At 44.5% G+C, this 26752-nt stretch carries 20 protein-coding genes; 11 read left to right on the top strand and 9 right to left on the bottom strand.

Annotation, left to right across the window (positions count from 1 at the left end; all coding sequences use genetic code 11):
- Positions 1 to 9 precede the first annotated feature (9 nt).
- The 8 genes from mukF (at position 10) to XPG1_RS09785 (ending at position 11542) form a co-directional block, all read left to right on the top strand.
- On the top strand, positions 10 to 1332 hold the full coding sequence (mukF, locus tag XPG1_RS09820) for a chromosome partition protein MukF (RefSeq protein ID WP_045958912.1): 1323 nt from the start codon (positions 10 to 12) through the stop codon (positions 1330 to 1332).
- On the top strand, positions 1313 to 2035 hold the full coding sequence (mukE, locus tag XPG1_RS09815) for a chromosome partition protein MukE (protein WP_045958911.1): 723 nt from the start codon (positions 1313 to 1315) through the stop codon (positions 2033 to 2035). The genes mukF and mukE overlap by 20 nt, the downstream gene beginning before the upstream one ends.
- Entirely contained in the window at positions 2032 to 6495 is a 4464-nt protein-coding gene (gene mukB, locus XPG1_RS09810; protein ID WP_045958910.1) for a chromosome partition protein MukB, read from the top strand. Before mukE ends, mukB begins: the two co-directional genes overlap by 4 nt.
- A gap of 261 nt (positions 6496 to 6756) precedes the next feature.
- A complete protein-coding gene (gene ldtD, locus XPG1_RS09805; RefSeq protein WP_045958909.1) occupies positions 6757 to 8457 on the top strand; it encodes a L,D-transpeptidase in 1701 nt (566 codons plus the stop codon).
- A gap of 406 nt (positions 8458 to 8863) precedes the next feature.
- Positions 8864 to 9412, top strand: a complete 549-nt coding sequence (gene mepK, locus XPG1_RS09800; RefSeq protein WP_045958908.1) for a peptidoglycan L,D-endopeptidase MepK — start codon at positions 8864 to 8866, stop codon at positions 9410 to 9412.
- 45 nt (positions 9413 to 9457) lie between these two features.
- On the top strand, positions 9458 to 10090 hold the full coding sequence (locus XPG1_RS09795) for an MBL fold metallo-hydrolase (protein ID WP_045958907.1): 633 nt from the start codon (positions 9458 to 9460) through the stop codon (positions 10088 to 10090).
- Positions 10091 to 10193: 103 nt separating this feature from the next.
- Positions 10194 to 10700, top strand: a complete 507-nt coding sequence (locus XPG1_RS09790; RefSeq protein WP_045957803.1) for a helix-turn-helix domain-containing protein — start codon at positions 10194 to 10196, stop codon at positions 10698 to 10700.
- A complete protein-coding gene (locus XPG1_RS09785) occupies positions 10610 to 11542 on the top strand; it encodes an IS3 family transposase (protein ID WP_157879533.1) in 933 nt (310 codons plus the stop codon). Before XPG1_RS09790 ends, XPG1_RS09785 begins: the two co-directional genes overlap by 91 nt.
- A 74-nt stretch (positions 11543 to 11616) precedes the next feature.
- Here XPG1_RS09785 and XPG1_RS09780 read toward each other — a convergent pair whose 3' ends face one another.
- Positions 11617 to 12807: an amino acid aminotransferase gene (locus XPG1_RS09780; RefSeq protein ID WP_045958906.1), complete on the bottom strand. Its 1191-nt coding sequence runs from the start codon at positions 12805 to 12807 to the stop codon at positions 11617 to 11619.
- Positions 12808 to 13049: 242 nt separating this feature from the next.
- Positions 13050 to 14165 (bottom strand): porin, encoded by a 1116-nt coding sequence (locus tag XPG1_RS09775; protein WP_045958905.1) that lies wholly within the window; start codon positions 14163 to 14165, stop codon positions 13050 to 13052.
- Between the two features lie 305 nt (positions 14166 to 14470).
- On the opposite strand from XPG1_RS09775, the gene XPG1_RS09770 reads away from it, so the two are divergent.
- Both XPG1_RS09770 and XPG1_RS09765 read left to right on the top strand, forming a co-directional pair.
- A complete protein-coding gene (locus XPG1_RS09770; protein WP_045959034.1) occupies positions 14471 to 14977 on the top strand; it encodes a helix-turn-helix domain-containing protein in 507 nt (168 codons plus the stop codon).
- Positions 14887 to 15819, top strand: coding sequence for an IS3 family transposase (locus XPG1_RS09765; protein WP_157879560.1), 933 nt, complete (start codon positions 14887 to 14889; stop codon positions 15817 to 15819). Before XPG1_RS09770 ends, XPG1_RS09765 begins: the two co-directional genes overlap by 91 nt.
- Positions 15820 to 15914: 95 nt before the next feature.
- On the opposite strand, the gene asnS is transcribed toward XPG1_RS09765, so the two are convergent.
- Both asnS and pncB read right to left on the bottom strand, forming a co-directional pair.
- Positions 15915 to 17315: an asparagine--tRNA ligase gene (gene asnS / locus XPG1_RS09760; RefSeq protein WP_045958904.1), complete on the bottom strand. Its 1401-nt coding sequence runs from the start codon at positions 17313 to 17315 to the stop codon at positions 15915 to 15917.
- A gap of 209 nt (positions 17316 to 17524) precedes the next feature.
- The gene (pncB, locus tag XPG1_RS09755; RefSeq protein ID WP_045958903.1) at positions 17525 to 18739 is read right to left on the bottom strand and encodes a nicotinate phosphoribosyltransferase; all 1215 of its coding nucleotides are present in this window, start codon (positions 18737 to 18739) and stop codon (positions 17525 to 17527) included.
- Between the two features lie 444 nt (positions 18740 to 19183).
- On the opposite strand from pncB, the gene pepN reads away from it, so the two are divergent.
- A complete protein-coding gene (pepN, locus tag XPG1_RS09750; protein ID WP_045958902.1) occupies positions 19184 to 21802 on the top strand; it encodes an aminopeptidase N in 2619 nt (872 codons plus the stop codon).
- A gap of 119 nt (positions 21803 to 21921) precedes the next feature.
- On the opposite strand, the gene XPG1_RS09745 is transcribed toward pepN, so the two are convergent.
- The 5 genes from XPG1_RS09745 to XPG1_RS09725 are packed head-to-tail and all read right to left on the bottom strand — an operon-like array spanning position 21922 to position 26610.
- Positions 21922 to 23232: an MFS transporter gene (locus tag XPG1_RS09745; protein WP_045958901.1), complete on the bottom strand. Its 1311-nt coding sequence runs from the start codon at positions 23230 to 23232 to the stop codon at positions 21922 to 21924.
- A gap of 52 nt (positions 23233 to 23284) precedes the next feature.
- Positions 23285 to 24433, bottom strand: a complete 1149-nt coding sequence (dgoD, locus tag XPG1_RS09740) for a galactonate dehydratase (RefSeq protein ID WP_045958900.1) — start codon at positions 24431 to 24433, stop codon at positions 23285 to 23287.
- Entirely contained in the window at positions 24430 to 25047 is a 618-nt protein-coding gene (locus XPG1_RS09735; protein ID WP_045958899.1) for a 2-dehydro-3-deoxy-6-phosphogalactonate aldolase, read from the bottom strand. Before XPG1_RS09735 ends, dgoD begins: the two co-directional genes overlap by 4 nt.
- Positions 25031 to 25915 (bottom strand): 2-dehydro-3-deoxygalactonokinase, encoded by an 885-nt coding sequence (locus XPG1_RS09730; protein ID WP_045958898.1) that lies wholly within the window; start codon positions 25913 to 25915, stop codon positions 25031 to 25033. Before XPG1_RS09730 ends, XPG1_RS09735 begins: the two co-directional genes overlap by 17 nt.
- Positions 25912 to 26610 (bottom strand): FadR/GntR family transcriptional regulator, encoded by a 699-nt coding sequence (locus XPG1_RS09725; protein WP_045958897.1) that lies wholly within the window; start codon positions 26608 to 26610, stop codon positions 25912 to 25914. Before XPG1_RS09725 ends, XPG1_RS09730 begins: the two co-directional genes overlap by 4 nt.
- Positions 26611 to 26752 lie beyond the last annotated feature (142 nt).

Below are 26752 nucleotides of genomic sequence, written 5' to 3'. Positions count from 1 at the left end.
GAGCGAATTATGAGTGAATATTCCCAGACTGTTCCTGAACTTGTGTCCTGGGCCAGAAAAAATGACTTTTCAATTTCATTACCCCCGGAGCGGTTAGCTTTTTTGTTGGCTATTGCGGTGCTGAATGGTGAACGGTTCGATGGTGAAATGAGTGAAGGAGAGCTGGTGGATGCTTTCCGTGAAGTGTGTAAAGGTTTTGAGCAGACGGCTGAAACGGTATCCGTCAGGGCGAATAATGCTATCAATGATATGGTTCGCCAGAAATTACTTAACCGTTTTACCAGTGAATTGGCGGAAGGTAATGCTATCTATCGCCTGACACCATTGGGAATCGGTATCAGCGATTACTATATTCGTCAGCGTGAATTTTCCACGTTGCGCCTTTCCATGCAGTTATCCATCGTTGCCAATGAATTACATCGGGCGGCTGAGGCAGCCGAAGAAGGTGGTGATGAATTCCATTGGCATCGCAATGTTTTTGCCCCTCTCAAATATTCTGTCGCTGAAATTTTCGATAGCATTGATATGTCGCAGCGCTTAATGGATGAACAGCAAAATAGCGTAAAAGCGGATATTGCTGCGCTACTGAATCAAGACTGGCAAGCTGCTATCGCTAATTGTGAACAACTGCTGTCTGAAACTTCCGGCACATTACGGGAACTCCAGGATACCCTGGAAGCCGCCGGGGATAAATTGCAGGCCAACCTACTGCGCATTCAAGCTGCGAATATGGACAGTGGTGGATCTGAACTGGTGGATAATCTGATCTTTGACTTACAAAATAAGTTGGATCGTATTATCAGTTGGGGGCAACAGGCCATTGATTTATGGATAGGTTATGACCGTCACGTTCACAAATTTATCCGAACCGCGATTGATATGGACAAAAACCGCATTTTTGCCCAGCGCCTTCGTCAATCCATCCAACACTATTTTGATAATCCATGGGCGTTGACCGTCGCGAATGCAGAACGTTTTCTGGATATGCGTGATGAAGAACTGACTCTGCGTAATGAAGAGGTAATGGGAGAATTACCACCCGAAATGGAATATGAAGAGTTTAGTGAAATCAATGAGCGGCTGGCTGAAATGATAGAACAGGCGCTGGCGGTTTATCAACAGGCAAAACGTCCTTTGGATTTAGGGGCTGTCCTGCGCGATTACCTTATTCAGTATCCACGCAAACGTCATTTTGATGTGGCACGTATTTTGGTGGATCAGGCGGTAAGGTTGGGCGTTGCAGAAGCGGATTTCTCTGGGTTACCAGCGGAATGGTTAGCGATTAATGATTACGGAGCCAAGGTGCAGGCACATGTCATCGACACATATTGAACAGTTTATGCCAGTGAAACTGGCTCAGGCATTATCCAATACGCTTTTTCCTGAATTAGATAGCCAGCTACGTGCCGGGCGTCATATTAGTCTGGATAATCTTGATAATCATGCTTTTCTGATGGATTTTCAGGAAGAGTTGGAAATATTTTATGCGCGTTATAACGTCGAGTTAATCCGTGCACCAGAAGGTTTTTTCTATCTGCGTCCCCGTGCAACGACGCTGATCCCACGCTCTGTTTTGTCCGAATTGGATATGATGGTGGGTAAGATCCTGTGTTACCTCTACCTTAGCCCTGAACGCCTGTCCAATCAGGGAATATTTACCTTTCAGGAACTGTACGAAGAACTCCTGTCATTAGCAGACGAAAATAAGCTAGTGAAATTAGTTAACCAACGGTCGACAGGTTCAGATTTAGATAAACAGAAAGTGCAGGAAAAAGCACGCACATCGTTAAACCGTTTGCGTCGTCTGGGGATGGTTTATTTTCTGCAAAACGACAGTAACAAATTTATGATTACCGAAGCTGTATTTCGCTTCGGTGCGGATGTACGCAGCGGTGATGACCCACGTGAAGCACAATTACGGATGATCCGTGATGGTGAAGCCATGCTGGTAGAAGGGGAAACATCGCAGGAAGGTAATGAACATGAAGAAGTATCAGGGCATTCAGCAGAAGGTGTGGGGGATGAGCAGTCATGATTGAACGCGGTAAATTTCGCTCACTGACGTTAGTTAATTGGAATGGTTTTTTTGCCAGAACGTTTGACCTTGACGAACTCGTGACAACCTTATCCGGCGGTAACGGTGCGGGTAAATCAACCACTATGGCGGCATTTGTGACCGCCTTGATCCCTGATTTAACGCTACTCCATTTCCGCAATACAACAGAAGCAGGGGCAACCAGTGGCTCGCGCGATAAAGGGCTTCACGGTAAGCTGCGCGCAGGTGTCTGTTATTCCACGCTGGATATTGTGAATTCTCGTCATCAACGGATTATCACGGGCGTACGCTTACAACAAGTCGCCGGACGGGATCGCAAAGTTGATATTAAGCCATTTATGATTCAGGGCGTTCCTGCATCCATTCAGCCAACACAGTTACTGACTGAAAATATCAACGGACGTCAGGCTCGGGTTCTGCCGTTGAACGAACTGAGAGAACGTCTTGATGAGATGGACGGTGTTCAGTTCAAACAATTTAACTCGATTGCGGATTACCATGCCTTAATGTTTGATTTGGGCGTGATCCCAAAACGCTTACGTTCAGCGAGCGACCGTAGCAAGTTTTATCGTCTGATAGAAGCATCGCTGTACGGGGGGATTTCCAGTGCGATTACCCGCTCATTGCGTGATTATTTACTGCCGGAAAATAGCGGTGTCAGAAAAGCCTTTCAGGATATGGAAGCAGCGTTGCGTGAAAACCGTATTACGCTGGAAGCTATTCGGGTTACGCAGTCTGACCGTGATCTTTTCAAACATCTCATTACTGAAGCCACAGCTTATGTTTCTGCGGACTATATGCGCCATACCAACGAACGCCGCGTTCATCTGGATGAAGCATTGGCTTTGCGCAGTGAATTATTGGGTAGCCGTCGTCAATTAGTGGCTGAACAATATCGCCATGTTGATATGGCGAGAGAGCTGGCAGAACAAAGCGAAGCCTCTTCTGACTTAGAAATGGATTATCAGGCGGCCAGTGATCACCTGAATCTGGTTCAAACAGCGATGCGTCAGCAGGAGAAAATTGATCGTTATCAAGCTGATATTGAAGAGTTGACTTATCGGCTGGAAGAGCAGAGCGAAGTTGTAGAAGAGGCGAAAGAGCGCCAGGCAGAATATGAAGCTTTATCTGAGGTAGCAGAACAAGAAGTTGATGAACTGAAAAGCCAGCTTGCAGATTACCAACAAGCACTGGACGTACAGCAAACCCGTGCTATTCAGTATCAGCAAGCGCTACAAGCATTAGCACGTGCCCGTGAACTGTGTCAGCTGCCGGATCTGTCGATAGAAAATGCTGACGAATGGCAGGAAACCTATCAGGCTAAAGCACAGCAGGCGACAGAAACTTTACTGGCGCTGGAGCAGAAGTTGAGTGTTGCTGATGCGGCTCATAGTCAATTTGAGCTGGCTTACCAACTGGTAAAAAATATTGTGGGTGAAGTCAGCCGCAGTGAAGCGTGGCAAGCGGCTCGTGACGTTTTGCGTGAATGGTCGTCTCAGCGCCATTTAGCTGAGCGAGTTCAACCGTTACGTATCCAGTTGGCTGAATTAGAGCAACGTCTGAATAGCCAGCAAAATGCAGAACGTTTGCTGGCAGAATTCTGTAAACGTCACAACCAGCAATATCAGGCAGAAGAGTTAGACGCATTGCAGGGTGAATTGGAAGCTCGGTTGGAAGAATTGAGTTTAAGCGCTAACGAAAGTGGTGAACGCCGTATACAAATACGTCAGGAGTTCGAACAGCTCAAGCAAAAAATTCAGGAGCTGACAACGCGGGCACCAGTGTGGTTGGCGGCACAGGAGGCTTTAAACCAGCTTTGTGAGCAGTGTAATGAGACGTTTGAAAGTAGTCACGATGTGACTGAATACATGCAACAATTGCTTGAACAAGAGCGCGAAATTACGGTTGAACGTGATGATGTTGCGACACAAAAACGTGAGTTGGAAAAACAGATTGAGCGCCTGAGTCAGCCGAGTGGTGCCGAAGATGGCCGTTTACTTGGATTAGCGGAGCGCTTTGGTGGTGTGTTATTGTCTGAAATTTATGATGACATTACCCTTGATGATGCGCCTTATTTCTCGGCATTGTATGGGCCAGCCCGTCACGCAATCGTCGTCCCCGATCTCTCACTGATTCGCCCTCATCTGGACGCATTGGAAGACTGTCCCGACGATCTCTATTTGATTGAGGGAGATCCGCAATCGTTCGACGATAGCGTATTCCATTTCGAAGAGCAGGAAAGGGCGGTGCTGGTGAAATCATCTGATCGCCAATGGCGTTATTCCCGTTATCCTGAAGTGCCATTGTTTGGACGGGCGGCCAGAGAAAATCGTCAGGAAGCACTCAGTCTTGAGCGTGATACGCTGGCAGAGCGTTATGCAACACTTTCATTCGATGTTCAGAAAATTCAGCGTGCGCATCAGGCTTTCAGTCGTTTTGTGGGTAAACATCTTTCTGTTGCATTTGATGATGATCCTGAAGTAGACATTCGCCGTTTGAGTCAGCGTCGCACTGAATTGGAACGTGAGCTATCTCAATTTGACGCTCAGGCTCAGCAGCATCAGCAGAAGCTTGTTCAGGTGAAAGAGAGCCTGACAGTATTAAATCGTCTGATCCCACAAATCCCGATTTTATTGGATGAAACCCTGTTGGATCGCGTCGAAACTGTTCGTGAAGAAATGAGTGAAGCTCAGGACGCTGCGCGCTTCCTGCAACAACACAGTCATGCACTGACCAAACTTGAACCATTGGTGTCTGTTTTACAAAATGATCCGCAGCAACATGAACAGTTGCAGAAAGATTATGAAGCAGCGAAACACAGTCAAAATAAAGCGAAGCAACAAGCCTTTGCTTTAATGGAAGTGGTACAACGTCGCGCGCATTTCAGTTACAGCGATTCTGCGGGCATGCTCAGTGAAAATAGTGATTTGAACGACAAACTGCGCCAGCGTCTTGAATACGCAGAAGCTGATCGCCGTCGTGCCCGAGAACAGTTGCGTCAGCAGCAGGCTCAATATGCACAGTTCAATCAGGTACTGGCATCACTAAAAAGTTCTTATGACACTAAGCAGGATATGTTGCAAGAACTTAAGCAGGAGATGAGCGATATCGGTGTCCAGGCAGATGCCAACGCAGAAAGCCGTGCCCGTGAACGTCGTGATCAGCTTCATGCCGCTGTAAACACTAACCGTTCCCGCATCAATCAGCTTGAGAAACAGATCGCATTTTGTGAAGCGGAAATGGAAAACCTCCAGAAGAGGTTGCGTAAATCTGAGCGTGACTATTACCAGAAACGTGAGCAGGTGGTTTCTTCTAAAGCCGGCTGGTGTGCCGTCATGCGTATGGTAAAAGACAACGGTGTCGAGCGTCGCTTACATCGTCGCGAACTGGCCTATATGGGGGGCGATGATCTGCGTTCAATGTCAGATAAGGCACTGGGGGCGTTGCGTCTGGCGGTGGCCGATAATGAACACCTGCGCGATGCGTTACGTTTATCTGAAGATCCGAAACGTCCAGAGCGTAAAATTCAATTTTTCGTTGCCGTTTACCAACATCTGCGTGAGCGTATTCGTCAGGATATTATCCGTACCGATGATCCGGTCGATGCGATTGAACAGATGGAAATTGAGCTGGCACGTTTGACGGAAGAATTGACTGCCCGTGAGCAAAAACTGGCAATTAGTTCCAAGAGTGTGGCGAATATCATCCGTAAAACCATTCAGCGTGAACAGAACCGTATTCGTATGCTGAATCAGGGGCTACAGGTGGTTTCTTTTGGACAGGTTGGTGGTGTTCGTCTGAATGTCAATGTGCGCGAAAGTCACGCTCTTATGCTGGATGTCCTTTCTGAGCAACAGGAACAGCATCAGGATCTGTTCAACAGCCAGCGCTTGACCTTCTCAGAAGCGATGGCGAAGCTGTATCAGCGCCTGAATCCACAAATCGACATGGGACAGCGTTTGCCTCAGACGATTGGCGAAGAATTACTGGATTACCGTAATTACCTTGAGCTGGAGGTTGAAGTTAACCGAGGTTCAGATGGTTGGCTGAAAGCAGAAAGTGGCGCGTTGTCGACAGGGGAAGCGATTGGTACGGGGATGTCTATTCTGGTTATGGTCGTGCAGAGCTGGGAAGAAGAATCGCGTCGTTTGCGTGGTAAAGATATTTCACCTTGTCGATTGCTGTTCCTTGATGAAGCTGCCCGATTAGATGCAAAATCAATTGCAACATTGTTTGAGTTATGTGAACGCTTACAGATGCAGTTAATTATTGCGGCACCGGAAAATATCAGCCCGGAGAAAGGGACTACCTATAAATTGGTACGTAAGATTTTCAATAATCAGGAACATGTACACGTTGTGGGATTACGGGGTTTTGGGCAAGATATTCCGGCGTCTGAACAGACGCACACACAATCCCTGGCGATATTACAGGACTAATTCCCTCGTTGGATAATGTCACTTTTGTTGCAAAAAGGTCATAGCATATATGGCTTTTTTGCATTGAGGTGGATTCATGCACGTGAAGTTTTTGCGTTCGGTAGGATGAGATATCATTGCTGATTTTCTGCCTGAATGGGAAATTATATATATAATTACTACTATTCTTTTCTGATAAATAGGTTTTCTGATAAATAGCTTTACTGATAATTAGAATAAGTCATTAGATAGCGGCATACTAATTAAGTGAGGTGAGCTCTTATGGCGAAGAATACGGTCAGATTACTGAAAGTTTCTTTCATCAGTAGCGCGTTAGTCGTATCAGAAGGCGTTTTTGCAAATCCAAAAACGGGGCTACCAACAAACGATACGCAACTATTATCAGCAGAACAAAAAAAAGAAAACCCCCTTATTTCGTTGGATAAGACGCTACCGGGTTCTCCAGTATTTTCTGTGGATGAAAATAGGAAAAAGTTGCAATCTTGGCTGCCGCAACAAATAAAACCGATATTCTTTGAGCGCTTAGTTGCTTTGTATACTGACAATAAAATGAAACCATTATGGTCAGATGAAAAAGCCATTAAACAGTTTGAGAATCAGTTGGTTGAAATGGCACTGGCGGGTTTTCAGCCCCAATTTGAAAATTGGTTGGTACAACTACACTCTCCTGAATTAAGTGATATGGGGCGTGATGTTATTTTATCTGATGCCATGTTAGGTTATCTCCATTTTATCAGTCACGTTAATCAAAAAGGAACGTTGTGGCTATATGCTAAATCGCCTTATAAAATTGAGTTGCCACCTTCTCCTTTAATCAATACATGGCAACAGCATATCAGTAATAATAATACCTTATCTCATGTGACGAATTTATTGCCGGATCACTTCATGTATGAAAATATGCGAAAGGAGATGTTGAATCAATTAGCGAATAAAAGCCCATGGCCTGAATTTACTTTTCAAGGGACGTTAAGACCTGGACAACGTAGTGAACATGTTATCACATTAAGGAAAATATTGGCTCGCTCAGATGGGGGGGCATCATCGGTTGCTAAATCCGATAGTAAGGTTTATGACAAAGAATTAATTGTGGCCGTAAAACGCTTTCAAGCTTTGCATGGACTATCAGCCGATGGCGTCATCGGTAAAGCAACTAAAGTATGGTTAAATATGACACCGCAAACCCGTGCCCGTATTATGGCATTAAATATTCAACGATTACGAATTATCCCTGGAGATATTCTTACCGGGATTTTAGTGAATATTCCTAATTACTCACTTTTCTATTATTTAGATGGCAAAGAAGCATTAAGGTCTAAAGTTGTCGTGGGGCGGCCTGGACGAAAAACTCCTATCATGAGTAATGAGTTGAATAATGTCGTTATCAACCCGCCGTGGAATGTGCCTACCAGTATGACGCGAAAAGATATTGCCCCAAGAGCAATGCGTGATCCCAGTTATTTTAGTACGCGTGGTTATACGGTTTTTTCCAGTTGGCGTTCCGATGCCAAAGTGATTCATCCTTCATCGATTGACTGGAATATCATAACGCCGAGTCGTTTCCCTTATCGTATCAGGCAAGCACCTGGGCCAACAAATTCATTGGGGCGTTTTAAGTTTAACATGCCAAATTCAGAAGCCATTTATTTACATGATACTCCCAATCAAGCATCCTTTAGCCGGGAAATGCGAGCGGTTAGCTCTGGTTGTGTACGTGTCAATAAAGCACCTGAGCTGGCTAATATGTTATTAGGCGATGCGGGATGGGATAAAGCTAAGGTGAGTGGTTCATTGAAAACATGGTCAACAAAATATGTTAATATCCCTAAAAAAATCCCGGTATTTCTCTATTATCAAACTGCCTGGGTTGATGAGGAAGGGAAACCACAATATCGAGCAGATATCTATGATTATGATGTCAATGCAAGACAACATTCAGCGTCGTTGTCAAAGATTTTGTGAGTGAGGGGGAATAAGTACATCTAATATAAGCATGTTTGACGGTATCAATCGAGATATTATAAACAGCGATGAAATGAATTCTTTCTTCATCGTTGTTTTGTATTGTTGATTCTTTTTTTCAGCATTTTTTCTTGCTGTATAAATCGATTAATGAGTTACTTTCTTGTTTCGATAGGATTTTTATGATTCATTTGTCAGGTGTTTTCTTATGATAGGATGTCATTAAAAGTTTAATATTAGGGGAGTTATGTTATCTGAGTCACAATAATAGGTTGATGATTTTACAATTTTATACAAAAATAATTAAAAATGATTTTTATTTGCTGGTATCGTGTCAGTGATTGAAGCTGACATATTAATGAGTTTAGACATTATTAAGATATCAGAGAATAGCAGGGCATTATTTATGAATGACATTGACCACGATCGCCGAAAATGGCTTGGCGTAGGTATAGTCGCCTGCGGATTAAGTTTATTACCTCAACCCGCTTTGGCCATATTGACCAAGCCTCGACCTAGAGTCTTACGTTTTGATAACCTGCATACGGGAGAAACGCTAAAAACTGAATTCTTTGATGGTCATCGGTATAATAGTTCAGAGTTAGCACGCCTGAATTATTTCTTTCGCGATTTTCGTCAAAATAAGATCAAAATGATTGATCCAAAGTTGTTTGATCAAATTTATTTATTACAAATAATGATGGGAATAAATAAACCTGTTCAATTAATTTCTGGTTATCGTTCATTGACGACAAATAATAGGTTACGTCAGATTAGTGGCGGAGTAGCGAAGCATAGCTACCATACCCGTGGGCAAGCGATGGATTTCCACATTGATGGTGTTCAGCTTGCCCATGTCCGTAAAGCGGCACTAAAAATGCGGGCAGGGGGGGTTGGTTTTTATCCAAGAAGTAATTTCATTCATATTGATACAGGCCCGGTCAGGACGTGGTAATCTTACTACCAACAATGAGTTTTGATTGTGGAGTTAGACAATATAATGAAATACCATATTATCCCTGTCACGATGGCAAGGCAAAATTGTACATTGATTTGGTGTGAAGAAACGCAGGAAGCTGCAATTGTTGATCCGGGGGGTAATGCCGAGCAACTTATTGCTGAAATTGAACGCCGTGAACTGAAACTTACACAAATTTTGCTGACACATGGTCATTACGACCACGTTGGCGCGACTGTTGAAGTTGCAAAGCATTTTGATGTGCCTGTTCATGGGCCGCATCAAGGCGATGCTTTTTGGATAGAAGGTCTGGAAATTCAGTGCCAAATGTTTGGTGTTGAACCCTGCCCCTCTTTTACGCCAGATCGTTGGTTGGATGAGGGAGATACAGTGCAAATTGGTCATATTGAATTATCGGTTTTGCATTGTCCGGGGCATACCCCAGGGCATATTATCCTTGCTAACCACGCTGAAAAATTGATCTCAATGGGGGATGTTTTGTTTAAGGGCAGCATTGGCCGCACGGATTTTCCTGGCGGGGATTATGATGAATTGATTCAATCGATTAAAGAAAAAGTGCTTCCTTTAGGCGATGAATATCAATTCATTCCCGGTCATGGGCCGATGTCAACCTTGGGACACGAACGGAAAACGAATCCATTCCTGCAAGATTGATTGGAAATGTTTTTCTTGTACAAGAATATTGTGTGTGAAAGATAAAAGCCGCATTCTGAAGTGACCCCCAATAGTTGGACAACTAATTACTGGGGGGTTTTTTATGTCTAAATATAGTCGTGAGCTAAAAATCATTATTGCTAAACGATGTCTGGCAGGTAACACATCGGATAAGCTATCAGCGGAATATTCAATCTCTTCTCGACAAATTCGATACTGGGCTCAAGTTGTTGCCATTCATGGCGATAACGCCTTTTTGCCAACGTCTCACTCTCTTTGTGCTGTCACAAAACTCCAGGCTTTAAAATTAATGTGGACACATGATTGGTCCCTCACTCACACTAGTGCAGTTCTCAATTTAACGACTCCAGGTACCTTATCAGTCTGGCTTGATAAGTATAATGAAACCGGTATCAAAGGACTCGAAAGTCCTCAGCGAGGAAGACCCCCAATGAAATCCCGATCTAAAACCCCGCCGAAATCTGATGACGAAATGACAGTTAAGGAACTTAAAGAAGAATTAGCTTATTTGCGTGCAGAAAATGCGGTCCTAAAAAAGTTAGCAGAGCTGGAACAGAAGAAACGCCCACGAGCAAAGAAAAAGCGTTAATTGTTTTAGCTCTTAAAAAGAAATATCCATTAAAGCACTTACTTTGTGCCATTAATCTTGCAAGAAGCGTGTTTTACTATCAATGCCAGGCGCTTAAAAAAACGCGTGCTTATGAACAAGAAATAGAGATGATTAAAACTATCTATCATGAGCATAAAGGTCGTTATGGTTATCGCCGCATTCATTTAGCATTGAGAAAAAATGGCTTTAAAATCAATCATAAAACAGTACAACGATTAATGAGGCAATTAAACCTAAAATCCACGGTAAGGCCGAAGAAATATCGTTCTTATCGTGGGGAAGTTGGAAAAACAGCACCGAATTGGTTGGCAAGAGATTTTCGCGCGACAAAACCTAATGAGAAATGGGTAACGGATGTGACAGAATTTAAAGTGAATGAACAAAAAGTCTATCTATCACCTATTATTGACTTATTTAATCAAGAGGTTATCGCTTACAACGTGGCGAAAAAGGCGAGTCTGCCTTTAGTGACAGAGATGCTAAAAGAGGCATTAGATGGGCTAGATGCTCACGCTAAGCCACTCATTCACAGTGATCAAGGTTGGCAATATCGGCATAAGGCTTATCAAAAGCAACTTGCTGATAAAGATATTAAACAAAGTATGTCGAGGAAAGGGAACTGTTTGGATAATGCGATGGCAGAAAACTTTTTTGCCTTACTCAAAACAGAAATGTATCACCAGCAGCACTTTAAAAGTGCGGATGAACTGATTGAAAAAATAGAAGAATACATTGAATATTACAATACAAAACGGATCAAGGTGAAATTAAAAGGCCTAACTCCGATAGCATATCGAAACCAGGCCTTACACGCCGTTTAACTAAAATGTCCAACTTTCTGGGGTCAGTTCATTTGCGGCTTTTTTGCAATAAGATATTAAGCAGTTAGATAAAATTAGAGTACTGCAACAATGGCCTCACACAGAGGAACCATATTCTCCAGTGTTAAACCGGCGACGTTGATGCGTCCAGAACTGACTGCATAAATGCCATATTCTTCACGCAGACGTTCAACTTGTTCTTTGGTCAGGCCACTGAATGAGAACATGCCATTTTGCGTGCTAATAAAGCTGAAATCCTGTTTTGCACCTTTTTCTTGTAAGGTGTTCACTAACAGTTGGCGCATACGCTGAATGCGTTCGCGCATTGTGGCTAATTCCTGAACCCATTCTGCTTTCAGATCGTCATTGGACAGAATTGTCGTCACGACAGAAGCCCCGTGTGCGGGTGGGTTAGAGTAATTGGTACGCACAATGGACTTCGCTTGGCTGAATGCTTTTTCAGCGGTATCACTGTCTGCGGCGACAATGGTACAAGCACCCACACGTTCATTGTACAGGCCAAAGTTTTTAGAATAAGAGCTGGCTACGATCAATTCATTGTGGTTTCTGGTGAAAATACGCAGGCCCTCTGCATCTTCATCCAGTCCTTTAGCAAAACCCTGGTAAGCAAAGTCAAATACGGGTAACCAGCCATTTTTAGCGGATAAATTTGCTAATGCCTGCCACTGTTCAGCCGTTGGATCGATACCCGTTGGGTTATGACAGCAGCCGTGCAGCAGAACAACATCGCCTGCTTGTGCTTCAGACAGGCTTGCCAGCATACCTTCAAAATCTAAAGCATGAGTTTGTGCATCATAATAGTTGTATTCGCGGATCGCTAAGCCTGCACTGGCGAAAACACCTTTGTGGTTTGGCCAGGTTGGGTTGCTGATCCAGACACGTTTTGCATTGGTTTGCTTAGCAATAAAGTCAGCGGCAATACGCAATGCACCGGTGCCGCCTGGGCTTTGTACCGTACGGGCGCGGTTATCAGTGACGATAGAACTGGTTTTACCAAAGAGCAGAGCCTGAGTGACGCGGCCAAATTCAGGTAATCCACTGATTGCCAGATAATTTTTGGTGGTTTCATTTTCCAGCAGGAGTGTCTCTGCTTTTTTAACGGTAGTCAGAACAGGCGTTTTACCGGTTTCGTCTTTGTAGACTCCGATGCCCAGGTTGATTTTATTTTCACGGGGGTCAGCTTTAAAGCTATCAGCTAAACCAAGAATAGGATCGGCAGGTGCTGCTGTGATTTTTTCAAACATTTTTTTGATTCCAAGACTCGGAGAATTAAGCCCAAAGTAAGTGATACACCGCTCAGGGTAACCTTAAGGAATCCATTTGCCAACCACTTGTAGCAAAAAGAATAAAATCTTGTGAAGTCGTCTACGGAGTGAAAAAATAGTCTGAAAAAACAGTGAGGTAAAATGTAAAAAGCAGCGCCGAAGCGCTGCTTTTTCTGCGATCAATGTGTTTAGCATTTCGTTAAACAATTTATCTACAGTGATTAGAACTGATAAGTCAGACCAAGACCTAATACGTTACGAGCGTTTGCATCGCCGCCTTCGTTTTTGTCCAGCAGGTTGATTTTGTAATCGATGTAGGTAGACAGGTTTTTGTTAAAGTAGTAGTAAGTACCTACAGAAACATATTTAACCAGATCTGCGTCAAAACCTTTGTAACCGTCGTTACGCCCCAGATCTTTACCTTTGGACTGAACGTAACCCAGAGAAGGTTTCAGACCCAAGTCAGCGAACAGATATTGTGCAGTCAGTTCGATGTTTTGAGTTTTATTAGCAATATTTGAGTATTTTGTGCCATCAACCATGACTGAACCTGAGGTCATATTACGGGTTTCACCGTACATTGCAGCCAGGTATACGTTGTTAGCATCGTATTTAGCACCGATGTTCCATGCTTCAGCACGTTCACCGTGAGCAGCAGTCTGATCCCAGTCACCGTTTGCACGAGTAGAGTTAGCGTAAGAACCACCCACAGTGATACCGTAACCTACGTTGTAGGTAGTGGATAAGCCGTAGCCATCACCATTAGCTGTAGATCCTTTACGATTATTTTTGGTGCGCTCGCTGTTTTGACCTTGGTATTGCAGCGCAAAGTTCAGGCCATCAACCAGACCGAAGAAGTCAGTGTTACGGTAAGTCAACAGACCTGTAGCACGGCCAGTCATGTAGTTATCAGTATGAGACATGGCATCAGCACCAAAGATTGGCAGTACGTCAGTCCATACGTTGACGTCGTAGTTTACGCCGTAGTTACGGCCGTAATCCAGTGAGCCGTAGTTAGCGAACTTCAAACCAGCGTAAGCCAGGCGAGTATAGATATCTTGTGTACCTTTACCTTCTTCTTGATGCGCTCTCAGGTTGTATTCCCAACGGCCAAAACCCGTCAGTTGGTCAGAGATCTGAGTTTCGCCTTTAATGCCGATACGAGCGTAAGAAGCATCACCATCTTCGCCGCTTCTTTCATCTGCGATCTGATGACGAACATCGATTTTACCGTACAGATCCAGTTTGTTGCCATCTTTGTTAAAGATTTCAGCTGCGTTTGCTGTACCAGCAACCAGCAGAGCTGGGATTACCACTGCAAGAATATTGCGTTTCATTATTATTACCCTCATTGGTGTTATTTAGACACCTGCCACTGCCAGAAATAGAACACTAAAAATTTTTGGAACTATTTGTGAGTCTCGAGTGTCTTATTAGTCGGCGACCAGTGTTCCATTGGTGATAAATTTTATCTACCCTCAAAATGCTACAAAAGCACAAAATCCGTAACAAAATGAAAATAGATGTTTCAAAATGTAAATATTAGGGAACTTTTTTCATGCACTTTTTTTCATTATATGAAAAAAGCCAGCAAAATGAAGTGACCCCCAATAGTTGGACAACTAATTACTGGGGGTTTTTTATGTCTAAATATAGTCGTGAACTAAAAATCATTATTGCTAAACGATGTCTGGCAGGTAACACATCGGATAAGCTATCAGCGGAATATTCAATCTCTTCTCGACAAATTCGATACTGGGCTCAAGTTGTTGCCATTCATGGCGATAACGCCTTTTTGCCAACGTCTCACTCTCTTTGTACTGTCACAAAACTCCAAGCTTTAAAATTAATGTGGACACATGATTGGTCCCTCACTCACACTAGTGCAGTTCTCAATTTAACGACTCCAGGTACCTTATCAGTCTGGCTTGATAAGTATAATGAAACCGGTATCAAAGGACTCGAAAGTCCTCAGCGAGGAAGACCCCCAATGAAATCCCGACCTAAAACCCCGCCGAAATCTGATGACGAAATGACAGTTGAGGAACTTAAAGAAGAATTAGCTTATTTGCGGGCAGAAAATGCGGTCCTAAAAAAGTTAGCAGAGCTGGAACAGAAGAAACGCCCACGAGCAAAGAAAAAGCGTTAATTGTTTTAGCTCTTAAAAAGAAATATCCATTAAAGCACTTACTTTGTGCCATTAATCTTGCAAGAAGCGTGTTTTACTATCAATGCCAGGCGCTTAAAAAAACGCGTGCTTATGAACAAGAAATAGAGATGATTAAAACTATCTATCATGAGCATAAAGGTCGTTATGGTTATCGCCGCATTCATTTAGCATTGAGAAAAAATGGCTTTAAAATCAATCATAAAACAGTACAACGATTAATGGGGCAATTAAACCTAAAATCCACGGTAAGGCCGAAGAAATATCGTTCTTATCGTGGGGAAGTTGGAAAAACAGCACCGAATTGGTTGGCAAGAGATTTTCGCGCGACAAAACCTAATGAGAAATGGGTAACGGATGTGACGGAATTTAAAGTGAATGAACAAAAAGTCTATCTATCACCTATTATTGACTTATTTAATCAAGAGGTTATCGCTTACAACGTGGCGAAAAAGGCGAGTCTGCCTTTAGTGACAGAGATGCTAAAAGAGGCATTAGATGGGCTAGATGCTCACGCTAAGCCACTCATTCACAGTGATCAAGGTTGGCAATATCGGCATAAGGCTTATCAAAAGCAACTTGCTGATAAAGATATTAAACAAAGTATGTCGAGGAAAGGGAACTGTTTGGATAATGCGATGGCAGAAAACTTTTTTGCCTTACTCAAAACAGAAATGTATCACCAGCAGCACTTTAAAAGTGCGGATGAACTGATTGAAAAAATAGAAGAATACATTGAATATTACAATACAAAACGGATCAAGGTGAAATTAAAAGGCCTAACTCCGATAGCATATCGAAATCAGGCCTTACACGCCGTTTAACTAAAATGTCCAACTTTCTGGGGTCAGTTCAAAAAGCTGGCTTTTTAATAAATTGATTTTCAATCTATTTATAGATTGTTTTTTGAGCTAATTCATTAGAAACTTGCGTTTCTTGGTGTCCGAGGGAATGGGATAACGTCACGGACATTGGATACGCCAGTGACATAAGCCACCAGACGTTCGAAGCCCAAACCAAAGCCGGCATGGGGAACGGTGCCGTAACGGCGCAGATCACGATACCACCAGTAATCTTCTTTATTCAGTCCCATCTCTTCCATACGCTGATCCAACACATCCAGACGCTCTTCACGCTGAGAACCACCGATGATTTCGCCGATGCCTGGTGCCAGAACATCCATCGCGGCAACCGTTTTACCATCTTCGTTCATGCGCATGTAGAATGCTTTGATATCTTTTGGATAGTTCTTCATGATCACTGGCGCATTGAAATGTTTTTCTGCCAAATAGCGCTCATGTTCTGATGATAAATCTACGCCCCAGAAAACCGGATTCTCAAATTTCTGACCGCAATTTTCCAGAATTTCTATTGCATCGGTGTAATCCAATTGGATGAAGTCAGAATCGACAAATTTTTCCAAACGGGTGATAACGTCACTATCAACACGTTCTGCAAAGAAAGCCAGATCGTCGGCGCGCTCTGCTAAGGCTGCTTTGAAAACATATTTCAGCATGTCTTCGGAAAGTTTGGCGATATCATTTAGATCGGCAAAAGCCACTTCTGGTTCAACCATCCAGAACTCGGCCAAGTGTCGGCTGGTATTGGAATTCTCTGCACGGAAGGTTGGTCCGAAGGTGTAAATTTTGCTCAAGGCACACGCATAGGCTTCCCCGTTCAACTGACCAGATACGGTCAGGAAAGCTTCACGGCCGAAGAAATCCTGGCTGAAATCCACGTCGCCCTTATCTGTACGTGGTAAGTTTTGCAGATCCAACGTGGAAACGCGGAACATTTCACCGGCACCTTCTGTATCTGATGCGGTGATCAGGGGGGATGACATCCAGAAGAAGCCGTTTTCATGGAAGAAACGGTGCAGAGCCTGAGCCAATGTATGGCGAACACGGGCAACGGCACCGATTAAGTTGGTACGTGGGCGAAGGTGGGCCACTTCACGCAGGTATTCAATACTGTGACGTTTAGCCGCCATCGGGTAGGTATCTGGATCTTCAACCGCGCCAACTACAACGACTTTAGTGGCTTGTAGCTCAAAAGACTGGCCTTTTCCCTGTGATTCCACCACGATACCCGTAATTTCGACAGAACAGCCCGTGGTTAAATGTAAGACTTCATCCTGATAATTAGGTAAATCATTATTAACGACGGCCTGTAATGGATTAAAGCAGGAACCGTCATAGACGGCGAGGAATGAGATACCAGCTTTAGAATCTCTCCTTGTACGTACCCAACCGCGAACGGTGACTTCGCTGTCAACCGGAACACGACCTTGCAGTACATCGACCACAGGCGCTACGCTCATAAATTTCTCTCTTTTTGATATAGTGGATTAATAACTAGATAGATTTACGCTAAATACCCCCTCATTGGGGAGTAGCACTGCTATCTTACTTGTCATCTCTCAGGAAACAAGAGGAAATTGCGGGTCTTCATGAGGAAACAGAGGGAAAAATGGTTTTTTGAGTTGCGTAACCCACATAAAGTAGGTTACGCAAAGGGCAATTGGTCGGATTATACTGCTTTCTCGATATAAGGAATGTCAAACGCACGACGTAATCTATCGACAAACTCATCATCTTCACAGATCGTTTTTCCGGGACTATCCGACAGTTTTGCTACCGGCTGACCATTGCATTCAATGAGCTTAATAACAATATTCAGTGGCTTGATCCCCGGAATATTGCAGGTTAACCGCGTGCCAATACCGAAAATAACATTAATTCTCTGATAGAAATGGCGGTATAACGTCAGGGCTTTTTGCAGATCCAAACTATCGGAGAACACTAATGTTTTCGTCATTGGGTCGATACCTAGCGATTGATAGTGGGCTATCGCTTTTTCACCCCACTCAACAGGATCGCCAGAATCATGGCGCAGACCCTGGTAAGCCGTTGCCAATGGTTTGTCAAAATCGCGCAGGAAAGCATCCATGGTGATGCAATCAGTCAGAGCAATACCCAGCTGGTTTGGATATTCATCCAGCCATGTTTGCAGAGCCGCCCGCTGGCTGTTGGCCAATTCTGGAGTAATTTGTTGATGAGCCTGAAACCATTCGTGCGCTTGGGTACCAAGGGGCGGAAGATCAAGCTGTTTCGCCAGTTGATAATTGCTGGTTCCGATCAAATAGGGAAAACTGCTTTTTAGTTCATTAATAATGGCGTATTGAACTGCGTGTGAGAAACGCCGACGAGTACCAAAATCCATTAACTTGAAGCCGGACAAATCGACATTTTCTTCCGCCGCTTCTTGATAAAACAGCTCAATTAATTTTCTTAGCTGAATAACCGCCTCTTCCGGTGTTATTTCAGGTGAGCGATGGCGATGAACTAATTCGCTGATCAGGGCAAGCAGAGGCACTTCCCACAAGATCACTTCATGCCATAAACCGGAAATACGGATGGCCAACTGTCCCTGATGAGTAACAGATACGTCGACTTGTTTAGGATTAAAGCGGAATGTTTTGCACCAGTCCAGATAATCCTGTTTAAAAAACGGGAGGCGAGAAAGATAATCGAATTCGCGTTCTGTCAATGCTAAGTCTGCCATCAAGTCAATCTGATGGCGTAAAGTCTCGGCGTATTCTCCGAGCAGTTCATCACCACGGCAACGAAATTCGGCAACAACAGGAATCTTGCTGTAGTGGTGGTACACTGCTTGCTGCATGTGAAATTTATAGGCATCAGTATCAAGCAGCGATTTAATAATCGGGGTAGCGTCTAAGGTCATGGCGCGTCAGGCATCCTCGCGGAGCGTATTCGTGTCAGCTAAATCGATAAAAGTCGGGAGAGTATACCGTGATTATTGCGTTATTAAAGCCATATCGCGGCATATATTTTCCCGAATCTAAAGATTAAGGTTAATCCATTTAGAGATAATATCATGTTAAATGAGCGATGAAATGACAATTAGCACGAAAGCACCAATATATCGCTACATAGCATACCATTTTATTTAATAAGTTATTAACATGTGAAAAAAGAGACTTATTGATTGAAAGGACGTTGACTCTGTGGCAGCGTTAGCGTTTTGCCTGTTTTGATAGAAACGCAGCTTGTCAGGCGCTTTGTCATTAAGATGATATCGTGATACCGGCGATATTGATGTGAGACTGTACCTGTAAAAAAATATCTGTGCAATATGCCTGTTAAAACGTAATGGAAAAGGTTCCCTATGACACAACAGCGACTTGTTAAACACCGTCTGGACTATCAAGCACCAGAATACACGATTACTGATATTGATCTCGATTTTGAATTGAGTGCTGAGAAAACAACGGTGACGGCAATTAGTCAGGTAAAACGTCTGACTAATGATATGACCTCACTGGTTTTGGATGGAGAAAATCTCACATTAAAAGCTCTCTATATAGATGATAAAGCGTGGGAACATTATCAGGAACAGGATGGAAAACTGCGGATTGAGCAGATCCCGGCTCAGTTTACCCTGAAAATAGTGAATGACATTAACCCCTCAGCAAATACCGCCCTTGAAGGGCTATATGTGTCTGGAGATGCCCTGTGTACCCAATGTGAAGCGGAAGGGTTCCGCCATATTACGTATTATTTGGATCGTCCAGATGTTCTGGCGTGTTTTACAACACGTATTACGGCGGATAAATCCAAGTATCCATCCCTACTTTCCAATGGTAACTGTATTGGGCAAGGCGAGCTGGAAGATGGACGTCATTGGGTGAAATGGCAAGATCCATTCCCAAAACCTGCTTATTTGTTCGCATTGGTAGCGGGTGACTTTGATGTTTTGCGTGACACATTTGTGACTCGCAGTGGTCGTGAAGTTGCACTGGCGCTGTTTGTTGATCGGGGCAATTTGGATCGTGCGGATTGGGCCATGACATCGTTGAAAAACTCGATGAAATGGGATGAAACTCGCTTTGGTTTGGAGTATGACCTTGATATCTATATGATCGTCGCCGTGGATTTCTTTAACATGGGGGCGATGGAGAACAAGGGGCTGAATGTTTTCAATTCCAAATATGTTCTGGCAAAAACGGAAACCGCGACAGACAAAGACTATCTTGCTATTGAAGCGGTGATTGGCCATGAATATTTCCATAACTGGACAGGAAACCGGATTACATGCCGTGACTGGTTTCAGTTAAGTCTGAAAGAGGGGTTGACCGTATTCCGTGATCAAGAATTCAGTTCTGATCTGGGATCACGTTCTGTTAACCGCATCAATAACGTGCGCGTTATGCGTGCGGCTCAATTTGCTGAAGATGCCAGTCCGATGGCGCATCCTATTCGCCCTGATCAGGTGATGGAGATGAATAACTTTTATACCTTAACTGTCTATGAAAAAGGGGCAGAAGTTATTCGGATGATCCACACGTTACTGGGTGAAACGCAATTTCAGGCAGGCATGCAACTTTATATTCACCGCCATGATGGCAGCGCAGCCACTTGTGATGATTTTGTTCAGGCAATGGAAGATGCTTCAAACGTTGATTTGACGCTTTTCCGTCGCTGGTATAGCCAATCCGGGACGCCGGTGTTGACGGTGCGTGATGAATATGATGCAGAAAAACAGCAATATATTTTGCACGTCAATCAAATGACGCCGTCAACCGCAGACCAGAAAGAGAAGCTCCCGCTGCACATTCCTCTGGATATTGAGCTTTATGATGAACAAGGAAACGTCATCCCGTTGCGTCGTCATGGTCAGCCTGTGCATCATGTTTTGAACATCATTCATGCAGAACAAACATTTGTGTTTGATGATGTTTCATCACGGCCGGTGCCTTCTTTATTGCGTGAATTTTCTGCGCCAGTGAAATTGGATTATCCATACAGTGATGAGCAGCTTTCATTCTTGATGAAACATGCGCGTAATGAGTTCTCTCGTTGGGATGCCGCGCAGACATTGCTGACCCATTATGTGAAGCTGAATGTTGCCCGCAAGCAAAAATCCCAGCCCCTGGAACTCCCGACAGCGATCATTGATGCTTTCCGCGCTGTATTACTGGATAAAGAGATCGATCCGGCGTTGGCCGCCTTGATCCTGACTCTGCCATCGGAAAATGAAATCGCGGAACAGTTTACGGTCGTCGATCCTGACGCTATTCATGATGTCATTTGTGCGATGACGAAGGTGCTGGCGAATGACATGGTTGATGAATTCTCGGCGGTTTATCATAGCCTTCATACAGGTGCATACCGGGTGGATCATCAGGATATTGCGAAACGCGATTTGCGTAATACCTGCCTCTATTATTTAGCCTTTATTGAGAATACCGCGCTGGCTGATAAATTAGTGGCAGCACAATATTATCAGGCTGATAATATGACTGACAGTGTTGCGGCTTTGTCTGCGGCAGTCGCTGCTGAATTACCTTGCAGTTATCAATTGATGGATGAATTTGATCAGCGCTGGCATCAGGATGGTTTGGTGATGGATAAATGGTTCCGGTTACAAGCAACCAATCCTGCCTTTGATGCACTTGATAAGGTGCGTGACTTAATGAAGCATCGTGCTTTCAGCCTGAGTAATCCAAACCGTGTTTATGCGCTATTAAGAACGTTTTTCACCAGCAATGCAGTTGCTTTCCATACTGAAGATGGCCGTGGTTATCAATTCTTGGTGGAAGTGTTAACCGATCTGAATAGCCGGAATCCGCAGGTCGCATCAAGCTTGATTAATCCATTGCTCCGTCTGAAACGTTACGGTGAGAAACGTCAGGCTTTAATGCGTGAGGCACTGGAACAATTGAAAGCGCTGGAAAACTTGTCCGGTGATTTGTACGAAAAAATCACTAAGGCACTTGAAAGCTGATAGGCCATATGCTCCGGTTTTACCGGAGGATCGCTATCTACTGACAAACTCCGTTACCGTCAACGGAGTTTGTTGATATCATCCTGGCGTTTCTTTTCATCGGTTATTGCAAGTCCATTTTAATACGCAAGCCCTGCATGTTTTATTCGTTCAACTTTTCCAATAAGGAAGAGGAAAGAAATAATACTCAGTAACACCACGAGGGCAATATAGACCAGCGCCGGTACAAACCCATAATATTGAGCAAGGTATCCGACAATGATAGGTACCGAAACACCACCTAATGCGCCGAAGAAATTGAAGCAACCACCACTCGTACCGATTAAATGCACCGGCGCCATAGAGGAAACCAGTGACCATGCCTGTGAAGCAAAACCATTGCCGAAAAAAGCAATCGCCAGCAAGCACACAATAATATTGATGTTTGTCGTGTAATTAGCCAGGACAATCGACATTGATAATACCAGACCAATCAGAATCGGTGTTTTTCTTGCGATGCCGATACTTTTCCCCATTCTGACAAGTTTATCAGCCAGGAACCCCCCAGAAATCACACCGAGAAAGGCGGCAATAAAAGGTATTGCGGTCATTAACTCTGTGGTGGACAGGTCAATATCCCGTCCTTTACTCAGGTAAGTCGGGAACCATGTCAGGAAAAACCAGACCGTGGTGGCAAGTGCAAACTGAACAATATAAACCCCGAGTAATTTAGGGTGGAATACCAGTTTCCAGTCAGTCAGTGTCAGTTTGTGACGGGCCTTCGTTTTATTTTCGCCCTGAATATCTTCATCATCAGAAATCGCACCGCCGCTTAGTATATGCTGTCGTTCTGCTTCATTCACTTTTTGATCCTGATTAACGCTCTTATATTTCATTAACCAGAAAAATGACCAGAAAATACCCACGGTACCCGTCATGATAAATACCCAGTGCCAGCTCAGAACATGCTGCACCCAGATAAGTACCGGGGTAAAGAAGGCCAATCCGACATACTGACCGGAAGTATAGATAGCGATTGCCCCGGCACGTTCCTGCTCCGGGTACCAGCTACTGATGACCCGGTTATTCGTTGGGAATGAAGGAGCTTCAAATACCCCGGTAATGGCACGAAGGGTAAGTAATGAGATAAAACCATTAGCAAAACCTTGAAATAATGTTGCCGTCGACCAGCCCAATATAGCGATAAAATAAGTGATTTTTGAGCCAATTAAATCCAGAAACTGTCCTCCCGGGATCTGGAACAAAGCATATGTCCAGCCAAATGCTGAGAAAATATATCCCATCTGTACAGAGGATAAACCAAATTCAGCTTCAATATGAGGCGATGCTATCGCTAGGTTGGCACGATCTATATAGTTAATGATGACGATTACAAATAACATGAAGACGACAAAATACCGCCGCCGGGTGGGGCGCTCAGAGATTTGCATAAATTTTATGTCCTGTAGGAGAATTCAGGGTGATGTGATTAAAATGAAAAATTTACCATTCAGCAACCGCACCGTCATAATATCGCCAGAGGGGATTCGTCCAGTCCGGTGCAAGTTTACTTTTCTCCTTTACAATCTCTTCATCGATTTCAACCCCGAGTCCTGGTTTCGTTAATGGGGAAAAATAACCCTCGACCACCCTGAAGTCGTCTTTATTTTTGACATAATCCAGTAGTTCAGCGCCTTTGTTATAGTGAATGCCCATACTTTGCTCCTGCAACACGGCATTTCTGGACACAAAATCAATATGCAGACAGGATGCAAGTGCAATGGGGCCAAGAGGACAGTGTGGTGCCAAAGAGACATCATAGGCTTCTGCCATGGCCGCAATTTTATAACATTCCGTAATTCCACCCGCGTGGGACAAATCCGGTTGCAAAATTGCAATACCTCCGGCTTCAAGAATATGTTTAAATTCGAAGCGCGAATACATTCGCTCGCCTGCGGCCAGTGGAATAGGTGTTTGTGCAGCCAGTTTAGGGTAATACTCAGCCTGTTCTGCCAGCACCGGTTCTTCAATAAACAACGGGCGATAGGGTTCCAATTCTTTAATGAGGATTTTTGCCATGGGGGCACTGACACGCCCGTGGAAGTCCAGACCAAAATCAATCGCGGTTCCGAAAGTTTCGCGAATACTGGCGACCACGGCCACCGTTGCATCCACTTTACGGGTATTATCAAGAATACCCATCTCTTCACAGCCATTCAGTTTAAAGGTGTCAAAGCCCGCCTTACGGAGTTTATTGATACCTTCTATGATATCAGCCGGGCGATCGCCACCGACCCAGCTGTACGTTTTTATTTGGTCACGTACCAGTCCGCCCAGTAGCTGGTAAACAGGCACGCCCAGTACTTTTCCCTTGATATCCCACAAGGCTTGGTCGATGCCTGCAATGGCACTCATTATTGTCGCGCCACCTCGATAAAACCCACCTCGGTATAATGTCTGCCAGAGGTCATTGATACGCGAGGGATCCTGACCAATAAGATAATGGCTCATTTCATGCACAGCGGTCTCAACGCTGCGTGCATGTCCTTCGACGACAGGTTCTCCCCACCCGATAACCCCTTCATCCGTTTCTACTTTTAAAAACAGCCAGCGAGGCGGAAGGCGATATGTGGTTAATCTGGTTATTTTCATTTGACGGCATCCCTGTAAACGCGAATAAATTTCCTGGCCTGTTCACGTGTCTGCTCTGCTGGCTGACCGGCACGGTAAAGGTCACTGCCCAGTCCAGCACCGGCGCAGCCAGCATTAAGGTAATCTGCGAGATTGTCAGGGGTAATGCCACCAACGGCAAACACAGGAATCTGTGGGGGTAACACGGATTTCAGCGCCTTAATGTAAGCGGGTCCGAAAACCGAGGAGGGGAAGATTTTTAACGTATGAGCTCCGGCCTCCAGTGCCGTGAAGGCTTCAGTGGCTGTCGCGCAACCCGCACAAATTGTCATGCCATGTTCCGCAGCACGCCGAATAACAGTACGATCTGTATTGGGCGTGACGATAAGCCTGCTGCCGATGGCGGCCAGTTCCTCAACTTCTGTTGTTCGGAGAACTGTGCCTGCGCCAACAAGAATTTTGTCGCCAAAGGTTTTCACCATGTCGGTAATGCTCTGACGCCAGTCTGGTGAGTTCAGAGGGATCTCGACCGCGGTGAATCCCTCCTCCACCAGAGCACTGACATGTGCAAACGTTTCTTCCGGGGTAATCCCGCGTAAGATCGCGATTAACGGGATATTATCTTGCCAATTCATGAATAATGCTCCTTATTCCTGTCTGAAATGCATATTCCCCCTCCATCACTTCTGATGGTATACCCGCCTGCTTCAGCGCAATGACATAGCGTTTTGCCAGTTCGGGATTTGCGATTACTGTCGCTTTATCAGTCACTCCGTTGTCATAAAGGGATTTCATTTCTGCCACCTCAGCCCCGATCAATATCCCCGACAGCCAGTCGCTGACATATTCCCGGGGTAATTTCCCGAGAACATGGGCTGCCCGGACTTCAAACAGTCGGACCAGCACTGCTGCATCATTGAGCCCTAAGTGTAAACCGCGGGTAAAGGCGGATTCATCAGGTATTTGCTTCGGTAATCCTGAGCCGATAAGTGAATGGTTCATCAGGAGATAATGCAACTCTCCCGTCATTACAGTGCGAAAGTCCTGCACGGAATCACCCTTCATCAGTACCCATTTACTGTGTGTCCCTGGCATAATGAAAACCGATGCAGGCATTTCCCGCCAGGCACCCAGCAACTGAGTTTCTTCACCGCGCATAACATTACAGTTACCATCCCGATTCACACTGAGCCCCGGGACAATCCAAACAGCGTCATCAACCGGAGTCAGATGTATAGCCAAATCGTCAAGACGTGTCGGGCACGACAGATAAGGAACAGATATCCAGCCTGCATTGCTTCCGACCATACCGGCCATGACGACCGGATTTCCTGAGTCACGCCAGCCTCTGGTGATATCGTCAAACACCTGCTGAGGAGTTTGATTTCCCAGACGTGTAATACCTGACGCAGAGTGACGATATTCGGTCGCAACGCCATCGCGATATAACCAGGCGCGCAGGTTTGTAGACCCCCAGTCAATCGCAATATAATCACCTTTCATGTAATGTCCTTCAGTCGTTTTGTCGCACTGGCAATCATGTCCAGTGCGGCATGTTCTGCCCCTTCACTGTCCTGACGTCTGATTGCCTCAAATAAGACCTGGTGCTGTAATAACGTCTGCGGCATGTTGTCGTTGTCCCCCCTATAAGTTCTTTCAAAAACGACACGTTGTAATGAACTTATTGCAACAGAAAGCTGCTGTAATAAAGGGTTATGCACGGCTCCCAACACTGCCTCGTGATAACGGATATCAGCTTCACTGAATGCTTCTTTGTCCTGGTGATTGACACGCATATCATTCAGTGCCCGCTCAATCTGAACCAGATCTCCGGAGGTCGCCCGTTCTGCTGCCCAGCGTGCAATGGTCGGTTCAATCAACTGTCTGACCTCACTCATTGATGCAATCAGTGAAGTATCGTGATCGCTCGCCAGAACCCATTTCAGAACATCTGAGTCCAGATAGTTCCACTGGCTTCTTACCGCGACAAATGCCCCCCGATAACGTTTCATTTCGATGAGTCCTTTCGCCACCAGGGCTCTGAAAACTTCCCGGATAATGTTGCGTGATGTCTCAAATTCATCACAAAGTTCCGCTTCCGTCGAAAGTGGCGCACCGGGTTGATATTTACCAGAAACAATCTGTTCCCCAAGCTGGATGATGATACGTTCCGTTTTGCTCACGTTGCCGTCTGTCATGTTTTCCTCAATATGTCTGTCTGATATTTGCACCTATTTGCTTTTGTAAGGGAAAACAAAACCGATTAAAAGTTGGTTTTGAAAGTAGTACCATTATGCATGATTGTAGTACAACTATTGATCATTGGTTATACAATGAAGA

The sequence above is a fragment of the Xenorhabdus poinarii G6 genome, from assembly GCF_000968175.1.
Classification (GTDB): Bacteria; Pseudomonadota; Gammaproteobacteria; order Enterobacterales; family Enterobacteriaceae; genus Xenorhabdus; species Xenorhabdus poinarii.
The sequence above is the reverse complement of the archived record's forward strand: the minus strand, read 5'-3'. Positions and strand labels throughout refer to the sequence as shown.

Excerpts from the sequence above, each read along its gene's own strand:
- XPG1_RS09795 (WP_045958907.1), top strand. The coding sequence starts at position 9,458 with ATGAAATACCATATTATCCCTGTCACGATGGCAAGGCAAAATTGTACA.
- dgoD (WP_045958900.1), bottom strand. The coding sequence starts at position 24,433 with ATGAAAATAACCAGATTAACCACATATCGCCTTCCGCCTCGCTGGCTG.
- pepN (WP_045958902.1), top strand. The coding sequence starts at position 19,184 with ATGACACAACAGCGACTTGTTAAACACCGTCTGGACTATCAAGCACCA.
- XPG1_RS09730 (WP_045958898.1), bottom strand. The coding sequence starts at position 25,915 with ATGAAAGGTGATTATATTGCGATTGACTGGGGGTCTACAAACCTGCGC.
- XPG1_RS09770 (WP_045959034.1), top strand. The coding sequence starts at position 14,471 with ATGTCTAAATATAGTCGTGAACTAAAAATCATTATTGCTAAACGATGT.
- mukB (WP_045958910.1), top strand. The coding sequence starts at position 2,032 with ATGATTGAACGCGGTAAATTTCGCTCACTGACGTTAGTTAATTGGAAT.
- XPG1_RS09745 (WP_045958901.1), bottom strand. The coding sequence starts at position 23,232 with ATGCAAATCTCTGAGCGCCCCACCCGGCGGCGGTATTTTGTCGTCTTC.
- XPG1_RS09775 (WP_045958905.1), bottom strand. The coding sequence starts at position 14,165 with ATGAAACGCAATATTCTTGCAGTGGTAATCCCAGCTCTGCTGGTTGCT.
- asnS (WP_045958904.1), bottom strand. The coding sequence starts at position 17,315 with ATGAGCGTAGCGCCTGTGGTCGATGTACTGCAAGGTCGTGTTCCGGTT.
- mukF (WP_045958912.1), top strand. The coding sequence starts at position 10 with ATGAGTGAATATTCCCAGACTGTTCCTGAACTTGTGTCCTGGGCCAGA.
- XPG1_RS09790 (WP_045957803.1), top strand. The coding sequence starts at position 10,194 with ATGTCTAAATATAGTCGTGAGCTAAAAATCATTATTGCTAAACGATGT.
- ldtD (WP_045958909.1), top strand. The coding sequence starts at position 6,757 with ATGGCGAAGAATACGGTCAGATTACTGAAAGTTTCTTTCATCAGTAGC.
- XPG1_RS09735 (WP_045958899.1), bottom strand. The coding sequence starts at position 25,047 with ATGAATTGGCAAGATAATATCCCGTTAATCGCGATCTTACGCGGGATT.
- mukE (WP_045958911.1), top strand. The coding sequence starts at position 1,313 with ATGTCATCGACACATATTGAACAGTTTATGCCAGTGAAACTGGCTCAG.
- XPG1_RS09780 (WP_045958906.1), bottom strand. The coding sequence starts at position 12,807 with ATGTTTGAAAAAATCACAGCAGCACCTGCCGATCCTATTCTTGGTTTA.
- pncB (WP_045958903.1), bottom strand. The coding sequence starts at position 18,739 with ATGACCTTAGACGCTACCCCGATTATTAAATCGCTGCTTGATACTGAT.
- XPG1_RS09725 (WP_045958897.1), bottom strand. The coding sequence starts at position 26,610 with ATGACAGACGGCAACGTGAGCAAAACGGAACGTATCATCATCCAGCTT.
- mepK (WP_045958908.1), top strand. The coding sequence starts at position 8,864 with ATGAATGACATTGACCACGATCGCCGAAAATGGCTTGGCGTAGGTATA.